This is a genomic window from Caulobacter sp. SL161 (assembly GCF_026672375.1).
GTDB lineage: Bacteria > Pseudomonadota > Alphaproteobacteria > Caulobacterales > Caulobacteraceae > Caulobacter.
Genome location: NZ_JAPPRA010000001.1, coordinates 2102488 through 2123441 on the forward strand (window position 1 = coordinate 2102488; position 20954 = coordinate 2123441).

General features: G+C 67.2%; 23 protein-coding genes and 1 pseudogene. 12 read left to right on the forward strand and 12 right to left on the reverse strand.

Translation table 11 applies throughout. The features are described 5' to 3' along the window. Positions 1-4: 4 nt before the first annotated feature. A complete protein-coding gene (locus tag OVA11_RS10280; protein WP_096033080.1) occupies positions 5-1207 on the forward strand; it encodes an acetyl-CoA acetyltransferase in 1203 nt (400 codons plus the stop codon). Positions 1208-1238: 31 nt separating this feature from the next. Further along, entirely contained in the window at positions 1239-2393 is a 1155-nt protein-coding gene (locus OVA11_RS10285; RefSeq protein WP_268067287.1) for a DUF3089 domain-containing protein, read from the forward strand. On the opposite strand, the gene OVA11_RS10290 is transcribed toward OVA11_RS10285, so the two are convergent. Together OVA11_RS10290 and OVA11_RS10295 are read right to left on the reverse strand one after the other, a co-directional pair. After that, positions 2358-2738 carry a DUF6285 domain-containing protein gene (locus tag OVA11_RS10290; protein ID WP_268067288.1) on the reverse strand — a complete coding sequence of 127 codons (381 nt, stop codon included), beginning with the start codon at positions 2736-2738 and terminating at the stop codon, positions 2358-2360. The genes OVA11_RS10285 and OVA11_RS10290 overlap by 36 nt on opposite strands. Then, the gene (locus OVA11_RS10295; RefSeq protein ID WP_442780900.1) at positions 2735-3703 is read right to left on the reverse strand and encodes a phosphotransferase family protein; all 969 of its coding nucleotides are present in this window, start codon (positions 3701-3703) and stop codon (positions 2735-2737) included. The genes OVA11_RS10290 and OVA11_RS10295 overlap by 4 nt, the downstream gene beginning before the upstream one ends. A gap of 112 nt (positions 3704-3815) precedes the next feature. On the opposite strand from OVA11_RS10295, the gene OVA11_RS10300 reads away from it, so the two are divergent. Beyond that, positions 3816-4760: a DUF808 domain-containing protein gene (locus OVA11_RS10300; RefSeq protein ID WP_268067290.1), complete on the forward strand. Its 945-nt coding sequence runs from the start codon at positions 3816-3818 to the stop codon at positions 4758-4760. A gap of 8 nt (positions 4761-4768) precedes the next feature. Here the strand turns inward: OVA11_RS10300 and recG are convergent, their stop codons facing one another. From recG to OVA11_RS10330, 6 genes are all read right to left on the reverse strand, one after another. After that, entirely contained in the window at positions 4769-6865 is a 2097-nt protein-coding gene (recG, locus tag OVA11_RS10305) for an ATP-dependent DNA helicase RecG (protein ID WP_268067292.1), read from the reverse strand. A 42-nt stretch (positions 6866-6907) separates the two neighbouring features. Beyond that, positions 6908-7210, reverse strand: a complete 303-nt coding sequence (locus tag OVA11_RS10310) for a hypothetical protein (protein WP_010919314.1) — start codon at positions 7208-7210, stop codon at positions 6908-6910. Positions 7211-7276: 66 nt separating this feature from the next. Next, the gene (locus tag OVA11_RS10315) at positions 7277-8017 is read right to left on the reverse strand and encodes an amino acid ABC transporter ATP-binding protein (protein ID WP_268067294.1); all 741 of its coding nucleotides are present in this window, start codon (positions 8015-8017) and stop codon (positions 7277-7279) included. Further along, positions 8014-8673, reverse strand: a complete 660-nt coding sequence (gene tcyL / locus OVA11_RS10320) for a cystine ABC transporter permease (RefSeq protein ID WP_010919316.1) — start codon at positions 8671-8673, stop codon at positions 8014-8016. The genes OVA11_RS10315 and tcyL overlap by 4 nt, the downstream gene beginning before the upstream one ends. A gap of 4 nt (positions 8674-8677) precedes the next feature. Further along, positions 8678-9463: a cystine ABC transporter substrate-binding protein gene (tcyJ, locus tag OVA11_RS10325; protein WP_268067295.1), complete on the reverse strand. Its 786-nt coding sequence runs from the start codon at positions 9461-9463 to the stop codon at positions 8678-8680. Positions 9464-9570: 107 nt separating this feature from the next. Continuing rightward, complete coding sequence (locus OVA11_RS10330) at positions 9571-10686, reverse strand: beta-ketoacyl-ACP synthase III (RefSeq protein ID WP_268067296.1); 1116 nt, start codon at positions 10684-10686, stop codon at positions 9571-9573. Between the two features lie 238 nt (positions 10687-10924). Here OVA11_RS10330 and OVA11_RS10335 point away from each other — a divergent pair, with 238 nt between their 5' ends. The 7 genes from OVA11_RS10335 (at position 10925) to OVA11_RS10365 (ending at position 16858) form a co-directional block, all read left to right on the forward strand. Beyond that, positions 10925-11458 carry a porin family protein gene (locus OVA11_RS10335; protein WP_268067297.1) on the forward strand — a complete coding sequence of 178 codons (534 nt, stop codon included), beginning with the start codon at positions 10925-10927 and terminating at the stop codon, positions 11456-11458. Between the two features lie 124 nt (positions 11459-11582). Continuing rightward, positions 11583-11966 carry a hypothetical protein gene (locus OVA11_RS10340; RefSeq protein WP_268067298.1) on the forward strand — a complete coding sequence of 128 codons (384 nt, stop codon included), beginning with the start codon at positions 11583-11585 and terminating at the stop codon, positions 11964-11966. Continuing rightward, the gene (locus OVA11_RS10345; protein WP_268067299.1) at positions 11966-12868 is read left to right on the forward strand and encodes a sterol desaturase family protein; all 903 of its coding nucleotides are present in this window, start codon (positions 11966-11968) and stop codon (positions 12866-12868) included. The genes OVA11_RS10340 and OVA11_RS10345 overlap by 1 nt, the downstream gene beginning before the upstream one ends. Positions 12869-13104: 236 nt before the next feature. Further along, positions 13105-13770, forward strand: coding sequence for a transposase (locus OVA11_RS10350; protein ID WP_268067300.1), 666 nt, complete (start codon positions 13105-13107; stop codon positions 13768-13770). A gap of 336 nt (positions 13771-14106) precedes the next feature. Next, positions 14107-15090 (forward strand): TRAP transporter substrate-binding protein, encoded by a 984-nt coding sequence (locus OVA11_RS10355; RefSeq protein WP_268067301.1) that lies wholly within the window; start codon positions 14107-14109, stop codon positions 15088-15090. Next, positions 15087-15587: a TRAP transporter small permease gene (locus tag OVA11_RS10360; protein WP_268067302.1), complete on the forward strand. Its 501-nt coding sequence runs from the start codon at positions 15087-15089 to the stop codon at positions 15585-15587. The genes OVA11_RS10355 and OVA11_RS10360 overlap by 4 nt, the downstream gene beginning before the upstream one ends. Beyond that, entirely contained in the window at positions 15578-16858 is a 1281-nt protein-coding gene (locus OVA11_RS10365) for a TRAP transporter large permease (protein WP_268067303.1), read from the forward strand. The genes OVA11_RS10360 and OVA11_RS10365 overlap by 10 nt, the downstream gene beginning before the upstream one ends. 80 nt (positions 16859-16938) lie before the next feature. On the opposite strand, the gene OVA11_RS10370 is transcribed toward OVA11_RS10365, so the two are convergent. Together OVA11_RS10370 and OVA11_RS10375 are read right to left on the reverse strand one after the other, a co-directional pair. After that, entirely contained in the window at positions 16939-17967 is a 1029-nt protein-coding gene (locus OVA11_RS10370; protein ID WP_268067304.1) for an NUDIX hydrolase, read from the reverse strand. Then, positions 17930-18574 (reverse strand): YfbR-like 5'-deoxynucleotidase, encoded by a 645-nt coding sequence (locus OVA11_RS10375; protein WP_096034761.1) that lies wholly within the window; start codon positions 18572-18574, stop codon positions 17930-17932. The genes OVA11_RS10370 and OVA11_RS10375 overlap by 38 nt, the downstream gene beginning before the upstream one ends. A 106-nt stretch (positions 18575-18680) precedes the next feature. Here OVA11_RS10375 and OVA11_RS10380 point away from each other — a divergent pair, with 106 nt between their 5' ends. Both OVA11_RS10380 and OVA11_RS10385 read left to right on the forward strand, forming a co-directional pair. Continuing rightward, the gene (locus OVA11_RS10380; protein ID WP_268067306.1) at positions 18681-19493 is read left to right on the forward strand and encodes a universal stress protein; all 813 of its coding nucleotides are present in this window, start codon (positions 18681-18683) and stop codon (positions 19491-19493) included. A gap of 31 nt (positions 19494-19524) precedes the next feature. Continuing rightward, positions 19525-19899: a hypothetical protein gene (locus tag OVA11_RS10385; RefSeq protein WP_268067307.1), complete on the forward strand. Its 375-nt coding sequence runs from the start codon at positions 19525-19527 to the stop codon at positions 19897-19899. Here OVA11_RS10385 and OVA11_RS10390 read toward each other — a convergent pair. Beyond that, positions 19891-20001 (reverse strand): annotated as a pseudogene (locus OVA11_RS10390) (hypothetical protein); the annotation flags it as partial. The gene OVA11_RS10385 and the pseudogene OVA11_RS10390 sit on opposite strands and share 9 nt — an antisense overlap. 51 nt (positions 20002-20052) lie before the next feature. Continuing rightward, on the reverse strand, positions 20053-20868 hold the full coding sequence (locus OVA11_RS10395) for a hypothetical protein (protein ID WP_268067308.1): 816 nt from the start codon (positions 20866-20868) through the stop codon (positions 20053-20055). Positions 20869-20954: the final 86 nt, after the last annotated feature.

The following is a 20954-nucleotide window of genomic DNA, read 5'->3' on the forward strand; positions in this document are numbered from 1 at the left end:
CGACATGCCTCAAGGTATTCGCGACAAGGTCGCCATTCTCGGGATGGGCTGTAGCAAGTTCGGTGAGCGTTGGGACGCCGGTCCCGACGACCTGATGGTCGAGGCCTATCTGGAGGCCATGCAGGACGCCGGCATCGAGCCGACCCAGCTGGACGCCGCCTGGTTCTCCACCCACATCGACGAGATCGGCTCGGGCAAGGGCGGCACGCCGCTGTCGATCGCCCTGCGTCTGCCCAACATCGCCGTCACCCGCGTTGAGAACTTCTGCGCTTCGGGTTCCGAAGCCTTCCGGGGCGCGGTTTACGCGGTCGCGGCCGGCGCGGCCGACATCGCCCTGGCGGTCGGGGTCGAGAAGCTGAAGGACACCGGCTATGGCGGCTTACCAGTCGCCAATCCCGGCACGCTCAGCCCGCAGGTGATGCCGAACGGTTCGGCGCCCGGGAACTTCGCGCAGCTCGCCAGCGCCTACCGGGCCAAGCACGGCGTCTCGAAGGAAGACCTCAAGCGGGCCATCGCCCACGTCTCGGTCAAGAGCCACGCCAACGGCGCCAAGAACCCCAAGGCCCACCTGCGCAAGCCGATCACCGAGGAGCAGGCGCTGAACGCGCCGCTGATCGCCGAGCCGCTGGGTCTGTTCGACTGCTGCGGCGTCTCGGACGGCGCGGCGGCGGCCATCGTCACCACGCCGGAGATCGCCCGGGCCCTGGGCAAGCACGACCTGGTCACGGTCAAGGCGCTGCAACTGTCGGTCTCTAACGGCTACGAGAGCCAGTACAACGGCTGGGACGGCAGCCACTTCCACACCGCCCGCATTGCCGCCGGCAAGGCCTATCGCGAGGCCGGCATCGAGCGGCCGCGTGAGCAGATCTCGATGATGGAGGTGCACGACTGCTTCTCGGTCACCGAGCTGGTGACGATGGAGGACCTGTTCATCTCGCCGGAGGGGCAGGGCTGGCGCGACGTGCTGGACGGCTTCTATGACGCCGACGGCGGCGTGCCGTGCCAGATCGACGGCGGCCTCAAGTGTTTCGGCCACCCGATCGGCGCGTCGGGCCTGCGGATGCTCTACGAGATGTACCTGCAGCTTCAGGGCCGCGCGGGGGAGCGACAGCTGGCCAACCCGGTTTTCGGCATGACCCACAACCTGGGTGGCGCGCCGGCCAGCAATGTCTGCTCGGTCGCCATCATCGGCCAGGAAGGGGCTTAAAGCCGCCCAAGGCTTGGTGTAACCCAGGCGCATGGGCGGTTCGTTCAAAGGCTTCAAGCGCTGGATCTTCGCCGGGGCGACGCTGTTCCTGGCGCTGATCCTCGCGGCCGCCTTCATCTGGCGCTACGACATTCTCAGCAACGCGCTGGATCCCAAGGTCCCGTTCCTGACCTACAAGCCGCCGCCCGCGCCCGACTATGGCAAACGCGAGGCCTGGGCCCTGCTACCGGCCAATGCTGAAGCGCCAAGCCCGACCGATCCGCCGGTGGACGTGTTCTTCGTGCATCCCACCACCTTCGACGGCGGACGCGACTGGAACGGCGGCATCGACCAGCCCAAGGCCCAGCGTTTTCTGGCGCGGGTGGTGCTGCCGAACTATGCGGGGCCTTTCGAGCGGGTCGGGCGCCTGTTCGCGCCGCGCTATCGGCAGGCCAGCCTCTACACCTATCTGACCCTGCGCGATGACGCGCGTGACGCCCGTCGCTTCGCCTATGGCGACGTCCTGCAAGCCTTCCGCGCCTATGTCTCGCGCTATGGCCAGGACCGGCCGTTCGTGATTGTCGGGGTGGAGCAGGGCGGCTCGCTGGTTGCGCGCCTCCTGCGGGAGGAGATTGCCGGCAAGCCCGACCTCAAGCGTCGTCTGGTGGCGGCCTATCTGATCGAGACCGTGGTTCCGGCCGACGAGTACGGCCCGACGGCGCCCCTTCCGGCCTGTCAGAGGCGCGGGCTGAGCGGTTGCGTGGCGGCCTGGGCGTCGGCGCAGGAGGGCGACTTTCACACCGCTCAGGAGCTGACCGGGCGTTCGCTCGTCTGGGATGGCGCGGACCAGCTGGTGAACCTCGAGCATCGCCAGCCGCTGTGTTTCAACCCGCTGCTGGGCGGCGTCACGACCGAGCGTGCGCCGGCGCGCATGAACCTGGGCGCCGCCAACGCCACCGGCCTGGACTGGGGCGCACGCCCAGCTTTCCTGCAGCGCCAGGTCTCGGCGGGATGCGAGAATGGTCTGCTGCGCACCAGCCGACCGAAGTCCAACGCTCTGCGTGATACCGGCTCCTGGGCGGATCGGCGCAAGGTCGATGGGTTCAACCTGTTCTATGCGGATATCGAAGCCGATGCGATGGCGCGCGCTGAAGCCAAGATCGGCCGGCCGCTAAGCCCCGCCGCCAGCGGAGAGCAGGGCGGCTAGGCCGCCATAGGTCGGCTGGTCGATGGCGATCTGACCGATCGCCGTCGCCTTCAGATGGGCGAGGAGGCGCGCATCCAGGGGTGATATCCCACCACGCCTCAGCGCCTCGCAGAGCTGGTGGTTCAGCGCCTCGAAGTCCCCGGTCTCTCCCAGCAGATCACCAAGTCGCGCGGTCGCCTCGGCCTCCAGCGTGGCGCCCTGTTCCGCCTCGCGCGCCAGGATCGCCCGAGCGTTGTCGGCGACTCGGGAGAGGAAGGCATTGCGCGCATCGCCGGGCGTGGCGACCTCGGCGTCAAAGGCGGCGACCGCTTGCGCCAGCTCGGCGGCGGTAGGGTGGGTGATCACGCCGCGCCCTCCATCAAGGTCACCAGATCGATCTCGGCTTCGCTGGTCCGCCGCCCGATCATGGCGCGCTCGACCGAGCGGTCCGCGCCGGTGGCGAAGCTCTGGTACATCATCAGGCACATCACCGCCCATTTCAGCGATCCCAGCGCCTGCCAGAACCGGACGCGGTCCAGGCCGATGTCGCCGCCATGGCCAGCCAGCAGCTCAGCATAGTCGCCAAAGCCGCCCACGGGCTTGCGCCATTCGCCGAACCGCCACGAGTTGACGCAAATCCAGCCCAGATCCTCCGCAGGGTCGCCGAGATGGGCCAGCTCCCAGTCCAGGACGCCGACCAGGCCCCGGTCCGGATGGATCATCAGATTGCCGTTTCGGAAGTCCCCATGGACCAGAACGGGGCGTTCAGGCGGCGCCGGTGCGATGGCGTCCAGCCAGCGGAACGCCGCCTCGAGAATCGCGCGCCGTGCGCCGAGGTCGCGATAGACCGCTTCGTAACGCGCCAGTTCGCCGCGCGCGTCGGACGTCGTCAGCGGCGGCAGTTGATCGGTGGGCGTGGCGTGGATCTGGGCCAGGACCTCGCCGCAGCGGCGCGCCAGACCGGGTCTAACGGCGACGAAGGCCTCGTCGCGGACGATGCGACGGCCCAGGGTCTCGCCCTCGAGCCGATGCATCACATAGGCCTCGCCCAGATGGTCGTCGGGCTCGCAGACATGCGCCACCCTGGGTGTGGGCGCACCCGCCGCCGCGGCAGCCCGGATCAGGGCGGCCTCCGACGCCAGTGGAAGCGCCGTCTCGCGGGGCAGCGCGCCGTCGGGACGGCGGCGCAGGATCAAGGGCGTCCCGTCGCTCAGATCAAAGGCCCAGGTTTCGAGACTGGCGCCCCCTGAGAGACGTCGTGCGTGACGAACACCCGTCGCCGAGGGCGACAGGCGCGGGGCGAGCACTTCAAGGGCGGCGGCGACGTCCATGCTGGGATGGTTCCCGGCCTCACCTTGCGTCATGCAAGAGCCTGCGCACTTTACGACGTCGGCGGCGCGGCTTACGCACGAACCGCTCACGCGCTTCCAGACAGGATGTTTCATGCCCTCCGGCCTCGCCGCGCTGCTCGATGATGTTGCGGCCATCACCAAGCTTGCCGCCGCCTCTCTGGACGACGTCGGCGCCGCCGCTGGAAAGGCCGGGACCAAGGCCGTCGGCGTGGTGGTTGACGACGCGGCGGTCACTCCCGGCTACGCGATCGGCTTCACCCCGGACCGCGAACTGCCGATCGTCTGGAAGATCGCGATGGGGTCCCTGCGCAACAAGCTGATCTTCCTGCTGCCGGGCGCGCTGATCCTATCGGCCTTCGCGCCGTGGGCGGTGACCCCCATCCTGATGCTCGGCGGCGCCTATCTCGCCTTCGAGGCGACCGAGAAGGTTCTGGAGGCCTTTACGCCGCAGCATGAAGGCGAGGCGATCGAGGAACTGGCGCTCAGCGGTCCAGATCTTGAAAAACAGAAGGTCGATGGGGCGATCCGCACCGACCTGATCCTGTCGGGCGAGATCATGGCCATCGCCCTGGCCGAGGTCGCGCATCTGAGCCTCGCCATGCAGGCGGGGGCGCTGGCCCTGGTCGGTGTGCTGCTGACGCTGGCGGTCTATGGCGCGGTGGCGCTGATCGTGAAGATGGACGACATCGGCCTGCATCTGTCTCGCCGTCCAAACAAGGGCTCGCAAGCGCTCGGACGCGGCCTGGTCAAGGCCATGCCGGTGACCATGGAGGCGCTGACGGTGATCGGCACGGCGGCCATGCTCTGGGTCGGCGGCGGCATTATCGTGCACGGCCTGGAACACTTCCATCTCACGCCGATCCCGCACTGGGTCGAGGGTCTCTCGCATTGGGCGGGCCTGGCGCCGGTCGTGGGGCCGGTCACCGGTTGGCTGGCCTTCGCCCTCGGCTCGGCGGTCGTCGGCTTGGTGATTGGCGGTGTCTTGGCGGGCGTCATGCATCTGTGGCATCACCGCAAGGGCGCGGCGGCGCACTGACCCGACGGCTAGCCCGCCTCGTTCAGCACCGAGGTCGGCTTCCAGTCGAAGAGTTCCTGCAGTGTGCGCAGGGCCTGGCCGCGCGGCGAGGTAAGGGCCAGGTCGCGCGCCAGGATCAGTCGGGCGTCGTCGGCCGCCACGGCGATCAGATCGCGATGCGCCACAGGATCGGCGAGGCGATAGGCCGGGAAGCCGCTCTGCTTCAGACCCAGCGGATCGCCGCCGCCCCGCAGCTCCAAATCCTTCTCGGCGATCTCGAAGCCGTCGTCGCTACGCCGCAGGATGTCGAGGCGCTGCTGGGCCACCTCCGACAGCGGCGGATCGTAGAGCAGGACGCAGGCGCTTTCCCGCGTGCCCCGGCCCACACGGCCGCGGAGCTGGTGTAGCTGGGCGAGGCCGAAACGGTCGGCGTGCTCGATGACCATGATGCTGGCGTTCGGGACATTGACGCCGACCTCGACCACCGTGGTCGCCACCAGCACGCTGACCGCGCCGTCGACGAAGCGCTGCATCACCGCGTCCTTCTCGGCCGGCGGCATCTGGCCGTGGACGAGGCCGACTCCGGGCAGATGGCGGGCCAGATCGGCGGCGCGATCCTCTGCGGCGCGCAGGTCGATCTTGTCAGACTCCGACACCAGCGGGCAGATCCAGAACGCCTGGGCGCCGCCGCTGATGGCGACACGCAGGCGTTCGATGATTTCGGGCACGCGCGGCGTGGGGACGGCGCGGGTGGCCACCGGCGTGCGGCCCGGCGGCTTCTCGTCGATGCGTGAGACGTCGAGATCGCCAAAGACCGTCAGCTCCAGCGTGCGCGGGATGGGGGTGGCGGACATGGCCAAGAGGTGGACGCCCCAATCGGCGTTGGCGGGGCCCTTCTCCTGCAGTCGGCGACGTTCATTGACCCCGAAGCGATGCTGCTCGTCGATGATGGTCAGGGCCAGGGCGCGGAAATCGACGTCGTCCTGGAACAGGGCGTGGGTGCCTACGGCGATGTGATGGGCGCCCTCGGCGAGCCCCGCCAGCTTGGCCGCCCGACCCGCGCCCTTATCGCGACCGGTGAGCAGGATCACTGACAGGCCCAGCGCCTCCAGAGGCGCAGCGATGGTCTCGAAGTGTTGGCGCGCCAGGATTTCGGTGGGGGCCATCAGCGCCGATTGAAAGCCTGCGCTGGCGGCGTCGGCCATGGCCAGCATGGCGACCACGGTCTTGCCCGAACCGACATCGCCCTGCAGCAGCCGGCTCATCCGCTCGCCTGACGCCAGGTCGCCGCGGATCTCGGACAGGGCGCGGATCTGCGCGCCCGTGAGCTTGAAGGGCAGGGCCTTCTCGGCGGCTTCGGACAGCGGGCCCGCCGGGATGCGCGGACCCGGATGCGACCGGCGAGCGGCCTTGCGCTGGGCCAGCGCCAGTTGGTGGGCCAGCAGCTCATCATAGGCCAGGCGGCGGCGTGGGCGCGAGAGCGGCGAAAGATCAGCCTCGCTGGCCGGCGCATGCAGGGCCGCCAGGGCGTCTCGCCAACTGGGCAGCTTCTCGCGCTCTATCCAGGCGACGTCCTGCCATTCGGCGAGGTCAGGGGCGCGCGCCAGGGCCTCCAGGGCGAGCTTTCGGAACGTCCGCGAGGGCAGGCCGTGCGTGGCGGGATAGACCGTCTCCACCAGCGGAATGTCAGCGGCTTTGTCCTCGGCGACGATGTAGTCCGGATGGGCGATCTGCAGTTCGGAGGCGAAGCCCTCGGGGCGTTCGACCTTGCCGCTGACAGCGCGGCGCGCGCCCTTGGGGTGCTGGCGCTCCAGGTGTGGGCCATGGCCCTTGAACCAGACCAAGGTCAGAAAGCCCGTGCCGTCCCAGGCGCGGATCTTCCAGGGTTGTCCCAGGCGGTGGGGCGGCTGGTGGCCGTCGATGGTGACGATGAAGGTCTGGACCTGATTCTCCACGGCCTGGTCGACCGTGGTCGTCGTCCGCCGGATCAGGCCCGAGGGGGCGGTGAACAGCACGTCGCGCACGATCGGCCCGGCCAGCTTCTCGACCAGCGGCGCAACGCGGGGGCCCACGCCTTTCAGCGTGGAGACCGAGGTGAACAGAGGAAAGAGAATCTCCGGGCGCATGCGACACGACCTTATCCGCGTCCCCGCCCGGCGGAAAATGCTCTAGTCGGCCTGATTCATCACGGGTTGAAGCGCGATGACGAGGTCGGAGTACTCGTCCGCCCGCGAAGCGCCCGAGACGTTCAGCCGGGTGTAGAGGCAGGTCGCGCCGTGGCGGGCGCAGGCCTCCGACCAGCGGGCTTTGGCGTCCACCAGGTTGTTGGCTTGACCCGCAAAGACGACCAAGCCCTTGGCGTCGACATAGACAAAGTTGCCGGCGATCGTGGTGCCGGGTTCGCCGTTCTCGGCCAGCTTGTAGCGGTACACGGCGCCGGAGGCGCCCTTGAGTTCGATGTAAGGCTTCAAGCTGTCCTCGCCATTAAAAGTCACCCGGCGTCGGCGCTCAGGTCGTGAAGCGTCCCGTGGGCCAAATTATGGCTGGAGGACGCCCGATCTGGCCAAGAAGCGCCGGGTCCGCTCTTCGCGCGGCGAGGCGAGGAGCTGACGCGAAGGTCCTTGCTCTACGATCACGCCGCCGTCCATGAAAATCGTTCGCTCGGCCACATCGCGGGCGAAATCCATCTGGTGGGTGACGATCACCATCGTGCGCTTTTCGGCCGCGAGGTTGCGGATGACGGCCAGAACTTCGCCGACCAGCTCCGGGTCCAGCGCGGACGTCGGCTCATCGAAGAGGATCACCTCGGGATCCATCGCCAGGGCTCGGGCGATGGCGCAGCGTTGCTGCTGACCGCCGGACAAGGCCGACGGATAGGCGTCGACGCGATCGGACAGCCCGACCTTTTCCAGCAAAGCCAGTCCCTTGGCGCGCGCCTTGGCGGGATCTTCGCGGCGCACGACGATCGGGCCTTCGATCACGTTCTCCAGCGCCGTGCGGTGCGGGAACAGGTTGAAGCTCTGGAAGACGAAGCCGACCCGCCCGTTCAAGGCCTTGGCCAGGGGCGTCTTGGCGCCGGCGGTGACGCCCGCGATCGTCAGGTCGCCGCCATTCAGAGGCTCAAGGCCGGCGAGGCAGCGCAGCAGGGTGCTCTTGCCCGAGCCGCTGGGCCCGATGATCGCGACCACTTCTCCGGGGACCACAGCCAGGTCCACGCCCGCCAGGACGGGCGTGTCGCCGAAGCTCTTCTTCAGGGACTTGGCGTCGATCGCGCTCATCGGCGGCCCTCCGCGGCGCGGCGCTCAAGGCGCGTCTGGGCGGCGGCCAGGATCGTGGAGAGGATCCAGTAGATCGCCGCTGCGGCCAGATACAGGGTGAAGATCTCGTAGGTCCGCGCGGTGATCAGCTGCGCCTGTCGGAACAGCTCCGGCACCTGGATGGTCGCGGCCAGCGAGGTGTCCTTCACCAGGCTGATGAAGCTGTTCGAGAGGGGCGCGACGGCGGTGCGCGCCGCCTGGGGCAAGATCACGCGGCGCAGGGTCTGGCCCCGGCTCATGCCCAGCACGCTGGCGGCTTCCCACTGACCCTTGTCGACGGCGGCGATGGCGCTGCGCAGGATCTCGCAGCTGTAGGCGGCCACGTTCAGTGAAAAGCCGATCCCTGCGGCGACCAGCGGCGGCATCTCCAGACCGAACTGCGGCAGGCCGTAATAGATCAGGAAGAGCTGCACCAGGAGCGGCGTGCCACGAAACGCCGAGACATAGACGCCGGCGGGCCAGCGGAGCAGCGCGGAGCGCGACAGGCGCATCAAGGCCAGCAAGAAACCGAGGACCACCCCGATGCTCATGCCGATGACGCTAAGGACGATCGTGTAGCCCGCGCCCTTCAACAGGAGCGGTGCGGACTGGCGCAGCAGGTCGAGGCCGGTATCCATGGCGCTATTGGGTGACGTCCATGCCAAACCACTGCTGCGAGATGGCGGCCAGCTTACCGTTGGCGCGCAAGGCGTTGATCGCCTGGTTGATCACGACCGCCAGGGCCGGATCCTTCTTCATCGCCACGCCAGAGCCTTGGGCGGCGAACGGCTGGCCTGAGGCGACGAATTCCGGCGAGGTCTTAACGAAGTCGGCGGCGACAAGGCGATCGTTCAGAACAGCGTCGATTCGGCCCGCACGAAGGTCCTGATACTTGGTCGGATCATCGTCATAGGTCCGGACGTCGGCAGTCGGCACATTGGCGCGAAGCCACTGCTCGTAGTTCGTGCCGAGGCCCACGCCCACCTTTTTGCCGGCCAGGTCCTCAGGCTTGCTCGGGGCGGGCTTGTTCTTCAGCGCGATGATCTGGATGCCCGAGACGGTGTAAGGCTCCGAGAAGTCGTACTTGGCCTGACGATCAGGGGTGATGGTGATCTGGTTGATCACCACGTCGATACGGCCCGACTCCAGCGAGCCCAGCAGCCCGGCGAACGGGGCGGGGCTGAACTCGGCCTTTACGCCCAGTTGCTCGGCCAGGGCCTTGGCGAAATCGACCTCAAAGCCCGCCAGTTGCCCTGACTTGTCCTGGAAATTGAAGGGCGGGTAGGTGCCTTCCAGTCCGACGCGCAGCTTGCCCGACGCCTTGATCCGGTCCCACCCGCTGGCCCCCGCGTCCGGCTTCTTGCCACACGCGGCGAGCAGGGCGAGGCCAAGGCCGGAGAGGACAGCGCGGCGGGCAGGGAATCGCATCGAACAGACCTTACGGCGAAACAATCTCGCGCATTTCTATACAGGCGCACGCGGTCCGCTAGCCCGTAGATGGCGAAAGGGGCGGGGTGCTCCGCCGCTGGTCTCGATCAACGCTTACGGACGAACACCGTGCCCGCCGAATAGCCTGCGCCGAAGCTACAGATCAGGCCCGTCTCACCCGGCGCGAAGTCGTCATTGGCCGAGTGGAAGGCGATGATCGAGCCGGCCGAGCTGGTGTTGGCGTACTCGTCCAGAATGATGACGTTCTCGCCCGGCGCGGGATCCCGACCCAGCACCTTGCGGCCGATCATCTCGTTCATGTTGATGTTGGCCTGGTGCAGCCAGAGGCGTTTGAGCCCGGTCGGATCGACGCCCAGGTCCTTGGCGTGCTCGACGATCATCTCGCTGACCATCGGCACCACCTCGCGGAACACCTTGCGGCCTTCCTGCACGAAGAGCTTGTCCTTGGCGCCAACCCCTTCCGGCGCGGCGCGGTTCAAGAAGCCGAAGTTGTTGCGGATGTTGTTCGAGAACTGGGTCTTCAGGCGCGTGCCGACGATCTCCCAGCCGCCTTGCGCCTGGTCGGCGTCCTCGATGATCACCGCGGTGGCGACGTCGCCGAAGATGAAGTGGCTGTCGCGATCCTGGAAATTCAGGTGCCCCGAGCAAATCTCGGGATTGACCATCAGCACCGCCTTGGCGCTGCCGCTGGTGACGAAGTCGGCGGCGGTCTTGATGCCGAAGGTCGCCGACGAGCACGCCACGTTCATGTCGAAGGCGAAGCCTTCGATGCCCAGGGCCTGCTGAACCTCGATGGCCATGGCCGGATAGGCGCGCTGCATGTTCGAGGCCGCGCAGATCACCGCGCCGATCTCCGACACCGGTTTGCCCCAGCGGGCGATCGCCTGTTTGGCGGCTTCGACAGCCATTTCGGCCAGGATCGAGATCTCCTCATTCGGGCGCTCGGGGAGGATCGGGCGCATGATCTCCGGATCGACGATCCCGCTCTTGTCCATCACGAAGCGCGACTTGATGCCCGAGGCCTTCTCGATGAATTCGGGCGAGGAGGGGGCCAGGGCGACGATCTCGCCGGCCGCGATGGCCTCGGCGTTGGCGGCGTTGAAGCGCTCGACGAAGGTGTTGAAGGCCTCGACCAGCTCGGCGTTCGAGATGCTGTGAGGCGGGGTGTACAGCCCCGTGGCGGCGATGACGGCTTGCGGCAAGACGACGGTCCCGATGATGCGCGCGGACCTCGCTCCAAAGAGAGACGGGTCCGCGTTCTGACGCTTGTTTGAACCCGTAGATAGCACGGTTGGCGGTCTCGTCATCCACCCTCGGTCGGGCGATCGACACGTAATGACCTCAAACGGGGCCGCGAACCGCCGCATGGTCGCCGCGTTGCGATCCTAGCAGGGGATGGCTGAGGGAGCTGAAGAGTACGAGTAGAATTGGAGTACAAGAATGAAGACTCTCATCGCCGCCACCCTGGTCGCCGGTTCGGTTCTCGCGGCCCCCATTTTCGCCAACGCCCAGACGTCGACGGACATCTATGGTTCGCTGAACTATAGTCAAACTCGGACGAAGGGCGCTGACACCGGCGCAATTCAAGGGCGCGTCGGCGCCAAGCTTACGCCCTATTTCGGCGTTGAGGGTGAGATCGCCGGCGGCGTCGATAGCGACAAGGTCGGTGCGTCGGGCGGTCAGGCCCGCGTGAAGATGGAGCACCAGGTCGCCGGCTACGCCGTCGGCTATCTGCCCGTCACCCCCAAGCTGGATCTCACGGGACGCGTCGGCTACGGCACGACCAAGTTCAGCACCAACAACGTCGCCGCGACCCAGTTCGACGGCAGTCGCGACAGCTGGAACTACGGCCTCGGCGCCGAGTATAAGCTGGACGGCAAGAACGGCGTCCGCGCCGACTGGACCAAGTCGGAATACACCAACAGCGACCTGAGCTCGAACACGGTCTCGGTGGGCTATGTCCGCCACTTCTGATCGGTGAGATCGAAAGGTCTGAGGTGGCGCGTCCTTAGGGGCGCGCCATTCTCTTTCGCCGCTTGACGACGGTCCCCCGGTCGTCAATCTGAACGGCAATAAGTTACGGGGGGATGCGTCGGTCTTGGACAAGGCGCTGTTGATTCAATTGGGCGGCTCTGTCGTCGCCGTGGCGCTGCTGGTGGCGTTCGTCCGATGGCTGGGCGTGGCCCGCCCCACGCCGCCGTTGACCGCCCCGTCGGCCAAGGCGCTGCTGGACGTCGAATTCCCCGACCATCACCCCCAGGCGATCTGGATCGCCGCCGACGGCGCGGGCCTGATCGCGCGCGACGGGGATCTGGCGCTGATCCTCTATCGGCGCGGCGACGGCTATGTCGCCCGCGACCTGCCCTGGAGCGTCGTCGCGGGGCTCAAGCCCGTCGGCGGACGCCTCGCCGTCCGCGTTTCCGACGCTCGCCCCACCTTCGCCGTTCGTGACGATGTCTGGCCGCCGAAAGAGCTCGCCTGATGCTGAAAGCCCCCTTCGACCCCGTCCAGCTGGCCATTCCGTTCTTCGTGCTGGCCATCATCCTGGAAGTCCTGCTGGGACGCTTCGGCAAGGCCAAGGCCAACTATGAGACGCGCGATACGGCCATGTCGCTGAGCATGGGCCTGGGCAGCACGGTGGCCGGAATCCTGTTCGGCGGCGTCGTTTTCGCCACGACCGTCTGGGTTTATCAGCACCGGCTGTTCACGATCCCGATGACGGCGATCTGGGCCTGGGTCGCGGTCTTCTTCCTGGAGGACCTGACCTACTACTGGTTCCACCGCATCGCGCATGAGCGGCGGTTCTGGTGGGCCAGCCACGTCAACCACCACACCTCGACCCACTACAATCTGTCGACCGCCCTGCGGCAGACCTGGACCGGCGGCGTGGCCGGGACCTGGCTGCTCTGGCTGCCGCTGTCGTTCCTGGGCTTCCCGCCGGCCATGGTGGCGATCCAGAAGGGGATCAGCCTCGTCTACCAGTTCTGGATCCACACCGAGGCGGTGGGGCGCATGCCGCGGTGGTTCGAGGCGGTGTTCAACACACCTTCGCATCACCGCGTCCACCACGCCCGCAACCCGCGCTATCTGGACGCCAACTACGCGGGCATCCTGATCATCTGGGACCGCATGTTCGGCACCTTCATCCCCGAGGTCGACGAGGAGCCCTGCCGCTATGGCACGGTGAAGAACCTGGGCAACTTCAACCTGCTGCACAACGTCTTCCACGAGTGGGTCGGCATCGCCAAGGACGTCGCGGGCTCGAAGTCGCCCAAGGAGGCGCTGGGCTATCTGTTCGGCCCGCCCGGCTGGAGCCCGGACGGCTCGCGGGAGACGTCGGCGACGTTGAAGGCCAAGTGGCGGGCGCGGGCAGGGGGCGAGTAGCCGGCGGTTCATCCAGACCGACGCCGTCGGCTAGGGTGATGGGCTCCACTGGGTGCGCCCATTTCGGCAATGGGGGCTTGAGGATCAGGAGCGCCGGTCAGGCAGCCCGATCAGCTCCGCCAAGCGGGGGCGCAAGTCAAAGTAGAGTTGGGCGAGAATTACGGTGAATTACGGTGACACAATTACGGTGACAGTGCACTAATTGACAGCAAACCCTCCTCATGGGAGCGTCGCTCATGGCCCGGCTCGCCCGCACGGTTTTCGAAGGCGTTCCCCACCATGTGACCCAAAGGGGCAATGGTCGGGCGCAGACGTTCTTTGGCGACGCGGACTATCAGCTCTATCGCGACCTCCTCGCCGAAAACGCCGCCAGGGCGAAGGTCGAGGTCTGGGGCTGGGTGCTGATGCCCAATCATGTCCATCTCATCCTGGTTCCCGCCGATCCCGACGGTCTGCGCCGCTGCCTGGCCCCGACCCATCGCCACTATGCCGGCGTCATCCATGCGCGCGAGAAGCGTACCGGCCATTTCTGGCAGGGCCGTTTCGGCTGTGTGGCGATGGACGAGGCGCATCTGGGCGCGGCCTTGCGCTATGTGGCGCTCAACCCCGTGCGGGCGCGGCTGGTCGAACGCGCTGCGGACTGGCCCTGGTCGAGCCTGCACGCCTGCCTTGATCCCGCCCGAGGCGACGGCCTGACCCGCACCGAGCCGGTGCTGTCCCGCTATCCCGACTTCGCCGCGATGATCGCCGACGGCGAGGACGACGTGGGGTCTCTGGCCCTGCGTCGCGCGGAGACCATCGGCCGGCCGGTGGGGGAGGCGGCGTTCCTTCAGGACCTGGAGCGCCGGTCAGGCCGCTCGCTCAGCCCCGCCAAGCGAGGGCGCAAGCCAAAGCAGAATTGAGTGCACTGTCACCGTTTTCCAACGAAGCAGAATTGAGTGCACTGTCACCGTAATTGGAGTGCACTGTCACCGTAATTGCGTCACCGTTTTTCCCCGTTTTTAGTCACCGCTTTGGTCGCTCAGCTATTCGAGAGCTTAGGCGAAAGGGTGGAAGCGCACGGTCGCCTCAACCCGCCGTGACCCACTGTAATCTCGCTGTAATCCGACTGTAATCCTCGCCGCATTGCCACCGGTTACCTCGCATGCTTGGTTCACGAAAGACCGGCTCGAGGAAGACGAGGCTCATGAGCTGGCGCACGAACTTGGCTGTGGGCTCGTCAAGGAAACCTGTCGCCCATGAGACCTTCTCGCCGAGCGTTTATCACAACCGCCCTGGCGGCCCCGCTCGCGGCCTGTGTCCAGGAGATCGGTGAACGGCCGTTGCGCGGCGCAGACAGCCATCCTGCGGGCTATCCGACGGTCGAGGCCGTCAATCACTTCGGCGCCCTGATTTCGCAACGGACGAACGGGCGGCTCAGGCTTCAGAACTATGCCGGCGGCCAACTGGGCGAGGAAAAGGACACGCTGGAGATCACCGTCTTCGGCGGGCTGGACATCAACCGGGTGAACTTGGCCCCGCTCAATCCGATTGAGCCGCTGACCCTCGTCCCGTCCTTGCCCTTCCTGTTCCAGTCGACCGACCACATGCGCCGGTCCCTCGATGGAGCACCCGGCCGGACGATCTTGAACAGCCTGGAGCGGCACGGGCTGATCGGCCTGGCCTTCTACGATTCCGGCGAGCGCAGCTTCTACAACACCCGGGGGCCGATCCGGACCCCGGCCGACATGCGCGGTCTCAAGCTGCGGGTCCAGACGTCGAACCTGCCTATCGCCATGGTCCAGGCGCTCGGCGCCGGTCCGATCCCCATGTCGTATGGCGAGGTCTTTCAGGCCCTGGTCCAGGGGGTCATCGACGGGGCCGAGAACAACTGGCCCTCCTACCAGGACAGTCGCCATTTCGAGGTCGCGCGCTTCTACAGCGTGACTCGCCACGTCATGGCCCCGGAGGTGCTCGTGGCCTCGGCTCGAACCTGGGCCAAGCTGTCGCCGTCCGATCGCGAGATCATCCGGGACGCCGCCACCGAGAGCGTGCCCTTCATGCGCCGACTGTGGGAAGCCCGCGAGGCGAGCGCCCGGCAGGCGATGATCGACGCCGGCGTGGAGATCGTCGAGGATCTCGATCGTTCGGCCTTCGAGGCGGCCATGGCGCCGGTCTGGGACCGGTTCATCACCTCGCCGGCGCAGACCGCGCTCGTCAACCAGATCCGGGGCATGGTGTGATGCTGGACGCTCTTGCCTTCATCTCGCGCTGGATCAGCCGCGCGACCCTGGCGTTCGCGGCGATCGGATTGATCGTCATGACCGGGATCATCGGCTGGGCCGTCTTCGCCCGCTACAGTCTGGGCGACGCGCCGGCCTGGGCGGAGCAGGCGGCGCTGCTGTTGATGGTCTGGTTCGTCCTGCTGGCCGCTGCGGTCGGGGTGCGCGAACAGTTCCATCTCGGCATGAGCGCGGCCACCGACGCCATGCCCGCGTTTCTGCGGCGACTGTGCCGGGTCGTGAGCCTGCTGGCCATGGCCGCATTTGGCCTGGCCATGGGCGTCTGGGGCGGCGAACTGGTGGCGCGCACCTGGGCCTTCGACATTCCCACCCTGGGGGTGCCGCGCGGGGCCGCCTATCTGCCGCTGCCGATCGCGGGGTGGATGACCGTCTTCTTCACGCTGGAACATCTGATTTGTGAGGCCCGGGGCCGGAAAGTCGAACCGCTATGGAACTGACCCTTCTGCTCGGGCTGCTGGCCCTTCTGCTGATCATCGGCGTACCCGTGGCCTTCGCCCTCGGCCTGGCGTCGCTTGTGACCTTCATCTTTATGGACATCGCACCGGTCGTCGCCTTCCAGCGGATCGCCACCGGCGTGAACGTCTTCTCCCTGATGGCCATTCCATTCTTCATCTTCGCCGGGGACCTGATGCAGCAGGCGGGGATCGCCGAACGGCTGGTCCGGGTCGCCGACGCCGCCATGGGCCGGGTTCGCGGCGGGCTGGGCGTCGTCGATGTGGGCGCGTCGATGATGTTCGGCGGTGTGTCGGGATCGGCCGTCGCCTCGGTCTCGGCCCTCGGTTCTACCCTCATCCCGCTGATGAAGGAGAAGGGCTATGGCGCCGACTATGCGGTGAACGTCACCTCCACCTCGGCGATCCTCGGCATCCTGATCCCGCCGTCGCACAACATGATCATCTATGCGGCGGCGGCCGGCGTGTCGGTCTCTGTCGCAGACCTGTTCCTGGCCGGCGTCCTGCCCGGCATCCTGACCGGCATCCTGCTGGCCGCCGCAGCCTGGATCATCGCCGTGCGCCGGGGCTATCCCAAAGGCGAGTTTCCGGGCTGGCCGGCCTTCGCCGCCGCCTTCGCGTCGGCCCTGCCGGGCCTGCTGACGGCGGTGATCATCTTCGGGGGCGTGTTGGGCGGGGTCTTCACCCCGACCGAAAGCTCGGCCGTGGCGGTGATCTACACCCTGGTGATCGCCGTGATCGTCTATCGGACGCTGGGCTTCAGAGCCTTCACGACGGCCGCCCAGAACGCAGTCAAGACCACCGCCATGGTGATGCTGATCATCGGCTCGGCGGCCGCCTTCGGTTGGCTGCTGGCGCTTCTGGAAGCTCCGGAGCAGCTGGCCACGCTGCTGCAGACCCTGACCGATAACCCGATCCTGATCCTGCTGCTGATCAACCTGATCCTGCTGATCCTCGGAACCTTCATGGACATGGCGCCGCTGATCGTCATCACCAGCCCGATCTTCCTTCCGGTCGCCATGGCGACGGGTATGGACCCGGTTCAGTTCGGCATCATGATGATGCTGAACCTCGGGATCGGTCTGGTCACCCCGCCCGTGGGTTCGGTGCTGTTCGTGGGATGCGCGGTCGGCAAGATCAAGGTCGAGGAGGCGGTCCGCACCATCTGGCCCTTCTACCTGGCCCTGTTCGCGGCCCTGATGGCCATCACCTTCGTTCCGGCCCTGACCCTGACCCTGCCGGGCCTGGCCGGTTAATCCGCCGGTTGCTGACCGAGGACCGCACCGTCGAGCGTACAGATGAGACTCGGTGGCGCTTGAACAGCGTGCTCCGCTGATCAATCCCGCAACAGCGGCAGCGACAGCCCCGTCGCCTGCCGCGTCGCCAGCATCTCGCGGCGGAAGCGGAACAGCTCGGCCGGGCGGCCGCCGGTTTCGGCGTCGAGGCGGCCCAGGCCCTCGACCAGTTCCTCGCGTTCGACCACGCGGCGGAAATTCTGCTTGTGCAGCGGCACGCCCGCGATGGCCTCGACCGTGCGCTGTAGGGTCGAGAGGGTGAACTCCTCAGGGGTGAGTTCAAACACCACCGGGCGGTACTTGATCTTGCCGCGCAGCCGCGAGAGGCCGGTGGCGAGAATGCGCCGGTGATCCGAGATCATCGGCTCGCCCAGGGCGGCGGACAGGGCGGCTGGTTCGGCGGGGTCCTGGCCGTCGGCGCGGGCGCGATCGCGGGCCGCTTCGGGCGCCAGGCCCGCTTCGTAGAGCAGCTCATAGCGCTCCAGAACCCGTTCCTCGTTCCAGGGTGCGCCGTCCAGGGCGAAGGCCAGGCGCGCGCGCGACCACTTGGCAGCATCGTCGGCCGCCCAACGCTTGAGAGCGGGGGCGATGGCGTCGTCGAGCAGGGCGGGGCGGCCGGCGCGCCAGTCCTCCCAGGGGAAGAACCGGGTCCACGGGGCCCAGGCCGTGTCGGGGGCGTCGGTATCGACCGCCTTGGGCGTCAGGCCCAGATAGCCGACCGAGACGACGCGCGCCGCGCCGGCCCCGACCTCGGCGCGGGGCGCGTCACGGCCCTTGTCGCCGAAGGTGTAGAGTTGCTCGACATAGCCCAGCTGGAAGCGGGTCTGCTGAGTGACGAAGGCCCGCAGGCCCAGTTCGAAGGTGCGGTGCGCCTCTGGATCGAACGGGCCGAACGGCAGACCCGACAGCGGCGAGGCGATGTCAGTGACGGCGTCGTGCGGTCGCACGGTCAGGACAACGGCTTCGCCGTCGCGGATCGCGACGACCACCGCCGACAGACCGATGACGACCGCCGTGTTCATCGCGTCCTGCTCATTCGGTTTCGAACGCCTCGCCCGGCGCAGATTCATAGCCCGCCGCCCGTGACAAAACGTGGAAGCGTTTCACATAGCGCGCCTGGGCCTCAAACGGCGCTAGGGGCGTGATCCGCAGCTCGTAGCCCGCCGGCGGCGCGCCGAAGATCGCCAGGGACTCAGCGTGCTCGAAGCCGGCCAGCTGGGTCGCCTCGAAGAAGGCGCAGGCGCGGTCGGCCTGCTTGATCAGCTTCTTGATCGGGGCGGGGGTCTTCACCGGCAGGCCAAAGCGGATGTGGATCGCGTCTTCCAGCCGGGTCTCGAAATCCTTGTAGCTGACGCCCAGCGCCGCCTTGAACGGGCTTATCATGTCGCCGATCACATATTCGCTGGCGTCGTGCAGCAGAGCGGCCAGGCGCCAGCGCGGCTCCAGGTCGGGCTTGATGTGCGCGGCGATCTCTTCGACCACCAGGCTGTGCTGGGCGACCGAGAAGCCGTGATCGCCCACGGTCTGCCCATTCCAGCGCGCGACGCGCGCCAGACCATGGGCGATGTCCTCGATCTCGATGTCCATCGGCGACGGGTCGAGCAGGTCGAGCCGTCGTCCGGAGAGCATCCTTTGCCATGCGCGGGGCGGTCCGCCCCGATGCAGCCCTTTGGCCACGCGTTCGTTCCTCACGATGAAGTCGGTTGACTGGCGCATCGGTTGAGAAAGATCAATGTGGGCGTCGCCGTCATCTGTGGAAATGCCCTCGAAAGGGAGTTCGATCATGAGTTGGGCGAGAATTATGGTTCCGCTGGCCGGAACCCCGAACGACCAAGGTGTTTTGACCTCCGCCGCAACCTTGGCGGCCACCTTCAACGCAGAACTGGCTTGCGTCCATGCTCCCGCCGACATGGCTGATCTGATGCCGTGGATGGGCGAGGGCTTCATGGGGGGGGTGCAGGTCACCGCCCTGGAGAGCCTTAAGGAGGCCGCGCAGGAAGGCGCCAAGACCGTCGGCAAGATGGCCGCCGATCTCGGCTATGGCCGAACCCGCGTCATCAGCCTGGACTCGCCCGTTTGGGCGGGCCTGGCGATGGAGGGCCGGCTGTCCGACGTCATCGTGTTCGACGACGCCGCCGCGCGCGGGAAGGGGCCTCTAGCCGAGTCCTTCCAGCAGCTGGTCGCCGACGAGCAGCGCCCCATCCTGGTCGCGCGTCCCGGCTTTAGGACCGATGGCGTCGCCCTGATCGCCTGGGATGGCGGCAAGGAGGCAAGTCGGGCGGTGCGGACGGCCTTGCCTTTGTTGGAAAAGGCCGGCGCTGTCGTCGTGGCCGGGGCCCCGGCGGCGTCGTCGCGCGCCTTTGAGCTGGATCGCCTTGTCGAATTCCTCGCCGCGCGCGGGGTCAAGGCCAGCGTGCGAGCGCTGGACGGAAGCGGTGACGCCGGCTCGCTTCTGCTGGGCGCGGCCAAGGATGTGAACGCGAACCTCCTGGTCGCCGGCGCGTTTGGTCACCCGCGACTGCAGGAGTTCATCTTCGGGGGCACGACCAGAACCTTGCTCAACAGCGACGGTCCGTCCCTGTTCCTGTCGCACTAGGCTGCTGAAATCATAAAAGAAAGGGAGGCTTATGTCTCTTTCCCGGATCGTCATGCGCCTGGCGCGCAATCCCGGCACCGAGTTCGCCGGCGGCGACGACCATCGTGGCTACGCCCTGACCGCGCCGCTCACCGAGGACGGCCATATCGACGAGGGCGCTTACGCCAAGCTCAAGGCGTCCTGCAGCGTCCGCCGGTTTGCGCCCGACGAGGAAGCGGTCGATGGTCGCCTGAACAAGCGCGGCCAGCGCTGGTTCTTCGACTATGACGCGGCCGACGAGGCGGACGACGAGCCGCTGCATCGCTTGGGCGAGCACCGGTTCGCGCTCGGCGAATATGTCACCGTCACGGACGAGGACGGACGTCCGCTGACCTACAAGGTGATGGAAGTCACGCCGCTACAGTAGGCGTGGAGAACCCTCGTCCTTCGACAAGCTCAGGATTAGGATTTCGTGTGAACCGGGGCTGACAGCCGCCCTCACCCTGAGCTTGTCGAAGGGCGAGGGTGGGGCGCTCGGCGCAGCGCGCCTCTGGCGGCGAACCGGGCCCTTGGCGCCGGCTCAGCCGCCGACGTTGTGGCGGACGAGCGCCTTCATGTCCTTGAACAGGTCATGGTCGTCGGTGTTGCGGTTCTTGGCCTTGACGACCGCGACGGCCAGGGGGCCGCCCTTGGGGCCGCGGGCCTCATAGCCCGCCACGCGGTAGCCGTTCGGCGCCTTGTCATTGGCCAGGATCAGCGTCGAGCGCACGGCGTCGCCGCCCTTCAGGGCGCGGATCTCGGCCCCATTGTCGTTGGCCTTGATGGTGACGTCGCCCTCTTGGGCGTCCTGGGCGTTGACATTGACCGAGGCCTGACCGCCGTCAGTCTTGATGTTGACGTTCTTGTTGACTTTCACCTCGGCGGTCTCGCCATCACTGTTGATCGTCAGGTGGCCGATGCGGATGTCGGCGGTGTCGCCATGGGCGTCGATGTGCACGCCCGGCAGATGGATGCTGGTCTTGTTCTTGCCGTCCTTGCCGTCCTGGGCTTCGGGAGGCTTGGCTGGCGCTGCAGGAGTCGGAATCACGCCCTTCAGTTCAGCCTCGATCGGAGCCAGGGCGGCCTCTGCGTCGCCGCCGTTCAGGCGAACAAGGCGCAGATCGACCGTTCCCTCACTCGAGGTGTACGAACACGACAGTCCGTCAGCGGCGGCGCTAATCCGAGTGAGCCCGCCCTGGCGCTCGGGACAATCCAGGCGCTCAATGGCGCGGATGGCGTCCCGACCCAGGTGGGGCTCAGCGCGGTGATCCTTGTCGGACGCCGCAGGCTGACAAGCGCTCAAGGCTGCGCCCACGCCGATCAGCAGCGTCGCAAACCGCCAGTTCGAATGACGCATGGTGTTTCCTCGGCCGTCCCCTGATGAGCGGGAAGGTGGCCGCGCGTCTGGCGCGCGTCCAGTGAAATCCCGGTAACGGCCGTTTC

Coding starts and splice junctions, on each gene's coding strand:
- OVA11_RS10345 (WP_268067299.1), top strand. CDS start 11,966: ATGCTGAAAGCCCCCTTCGACCCCGTCCAGCTGGCCATTCCGTTCTTC.
- OVA11_RS10315 (WP_268067294.1), bottom strand. CDS start 8,017: ATGAGCGCGATCGACGCCAAGTCCCTGAAGAAGAGCTTCGGCGACACG.
- OVA11_RS10300 (WP_268067290.1), top strand. CDS start 3,816: ATGCCCTCCGGCCTCGCCGCGCTGCTCGATGATGTTGCGGCCATCACC.
- OVA11_RS10385 (WP_268067307.1), top strand. CDS start 19,525: ATGTCTCTTTCCCGGATCGTCATGCGCCTGGCGCGCAATCCCGGCACC.
- OVA11_RS10335 (WP_268067297.1), top strand. CDS start 10,925: ATGAAGACTCTCATCGCCGCCACCCTGGTCGCCGGTTCGGTTCTCGCG.
- recG (WP_268067292.1), bottom strand. CDS start 6,865: ATGCGCCCGGAGATTCTCTTTCCTCTGTTCACCTCGGTCTCCACGCTG.
- OVA11_RS10370 (WP_268067304.1), bottom strand. CDS start 17,967: ATGAATCTGCGCCGGGCGAGGCGTTCGAAACCGAATGAGCAGGACGCG.
- OVA11_RS10395 (WP_268067308.1), bottom strand. CDS start 20,868: ATGCGTCATTCGAACTGGCGGTTTGCGACGCTGCTGATCGGCGTGGGC.
- tcyL (WP_010919316.1), bottom strand. CDS start 8,673: ATGGATACCGGCCTCGACCTGCTGCGCCAGTCCGCACCGCTCCTGTTG.
- OVA11_RS10280 (WP_096033080.1), top strand. CDS start 5: ATGCCTCAAGGTATTCGCGACAAGGTCGCCATTCTCGGGATGGGCTGT.
- OVA11_RS10365 (WP_268067303.1), top strand. CDS start 15,578: ATGGAACTGACCCTTCTGCTCGGGCTGCTGGCCCTTCTGCTGATCATC.
- tcyJ (WP_268067295.1), bottom strand. CDS start 9,463: ATGCGATTCCCTGCCCGCCGCGCTGTCCTCTCCGGCCTTGGCCTCGCC.
- OVA11_RS10355 (WP_268067301.1), top strand. CDS start 14,107: ATGAGACCTTCTCGCCGAGCGTTTATCACAACCGCCCTGGCGGCCCCG.
- OVA11_RS10380 (WP_268067306.1), top strand. CDS start 18,681: ATGAGTTGGGCGAGAATTATGGTTCCGCTGGCCGGAACCCCGAACGAC.
- OVA11_RS10350 (WP_268067300.1), top strand. CDS start 13,105: ATGGCCCGGCTCGCCCGCACGGTTTTCGAAGGCGTTCCCCACCATGTG.
- OVA11_RS10295 (WP_442780900.1), bottom strand. CDS start 3,703: ATGGACGTCGCCGCCGCCCTTGAAGTGCTCGCCCCGCGCCTGTCGCCC.
- OVA11_RS10285 (WP_268067287.1), top strand. CDS start 1,239: ATGGGCGGTTCGTTCAAAGGCTTCAAGCGCTGGATCTTCGCCGGGGCG.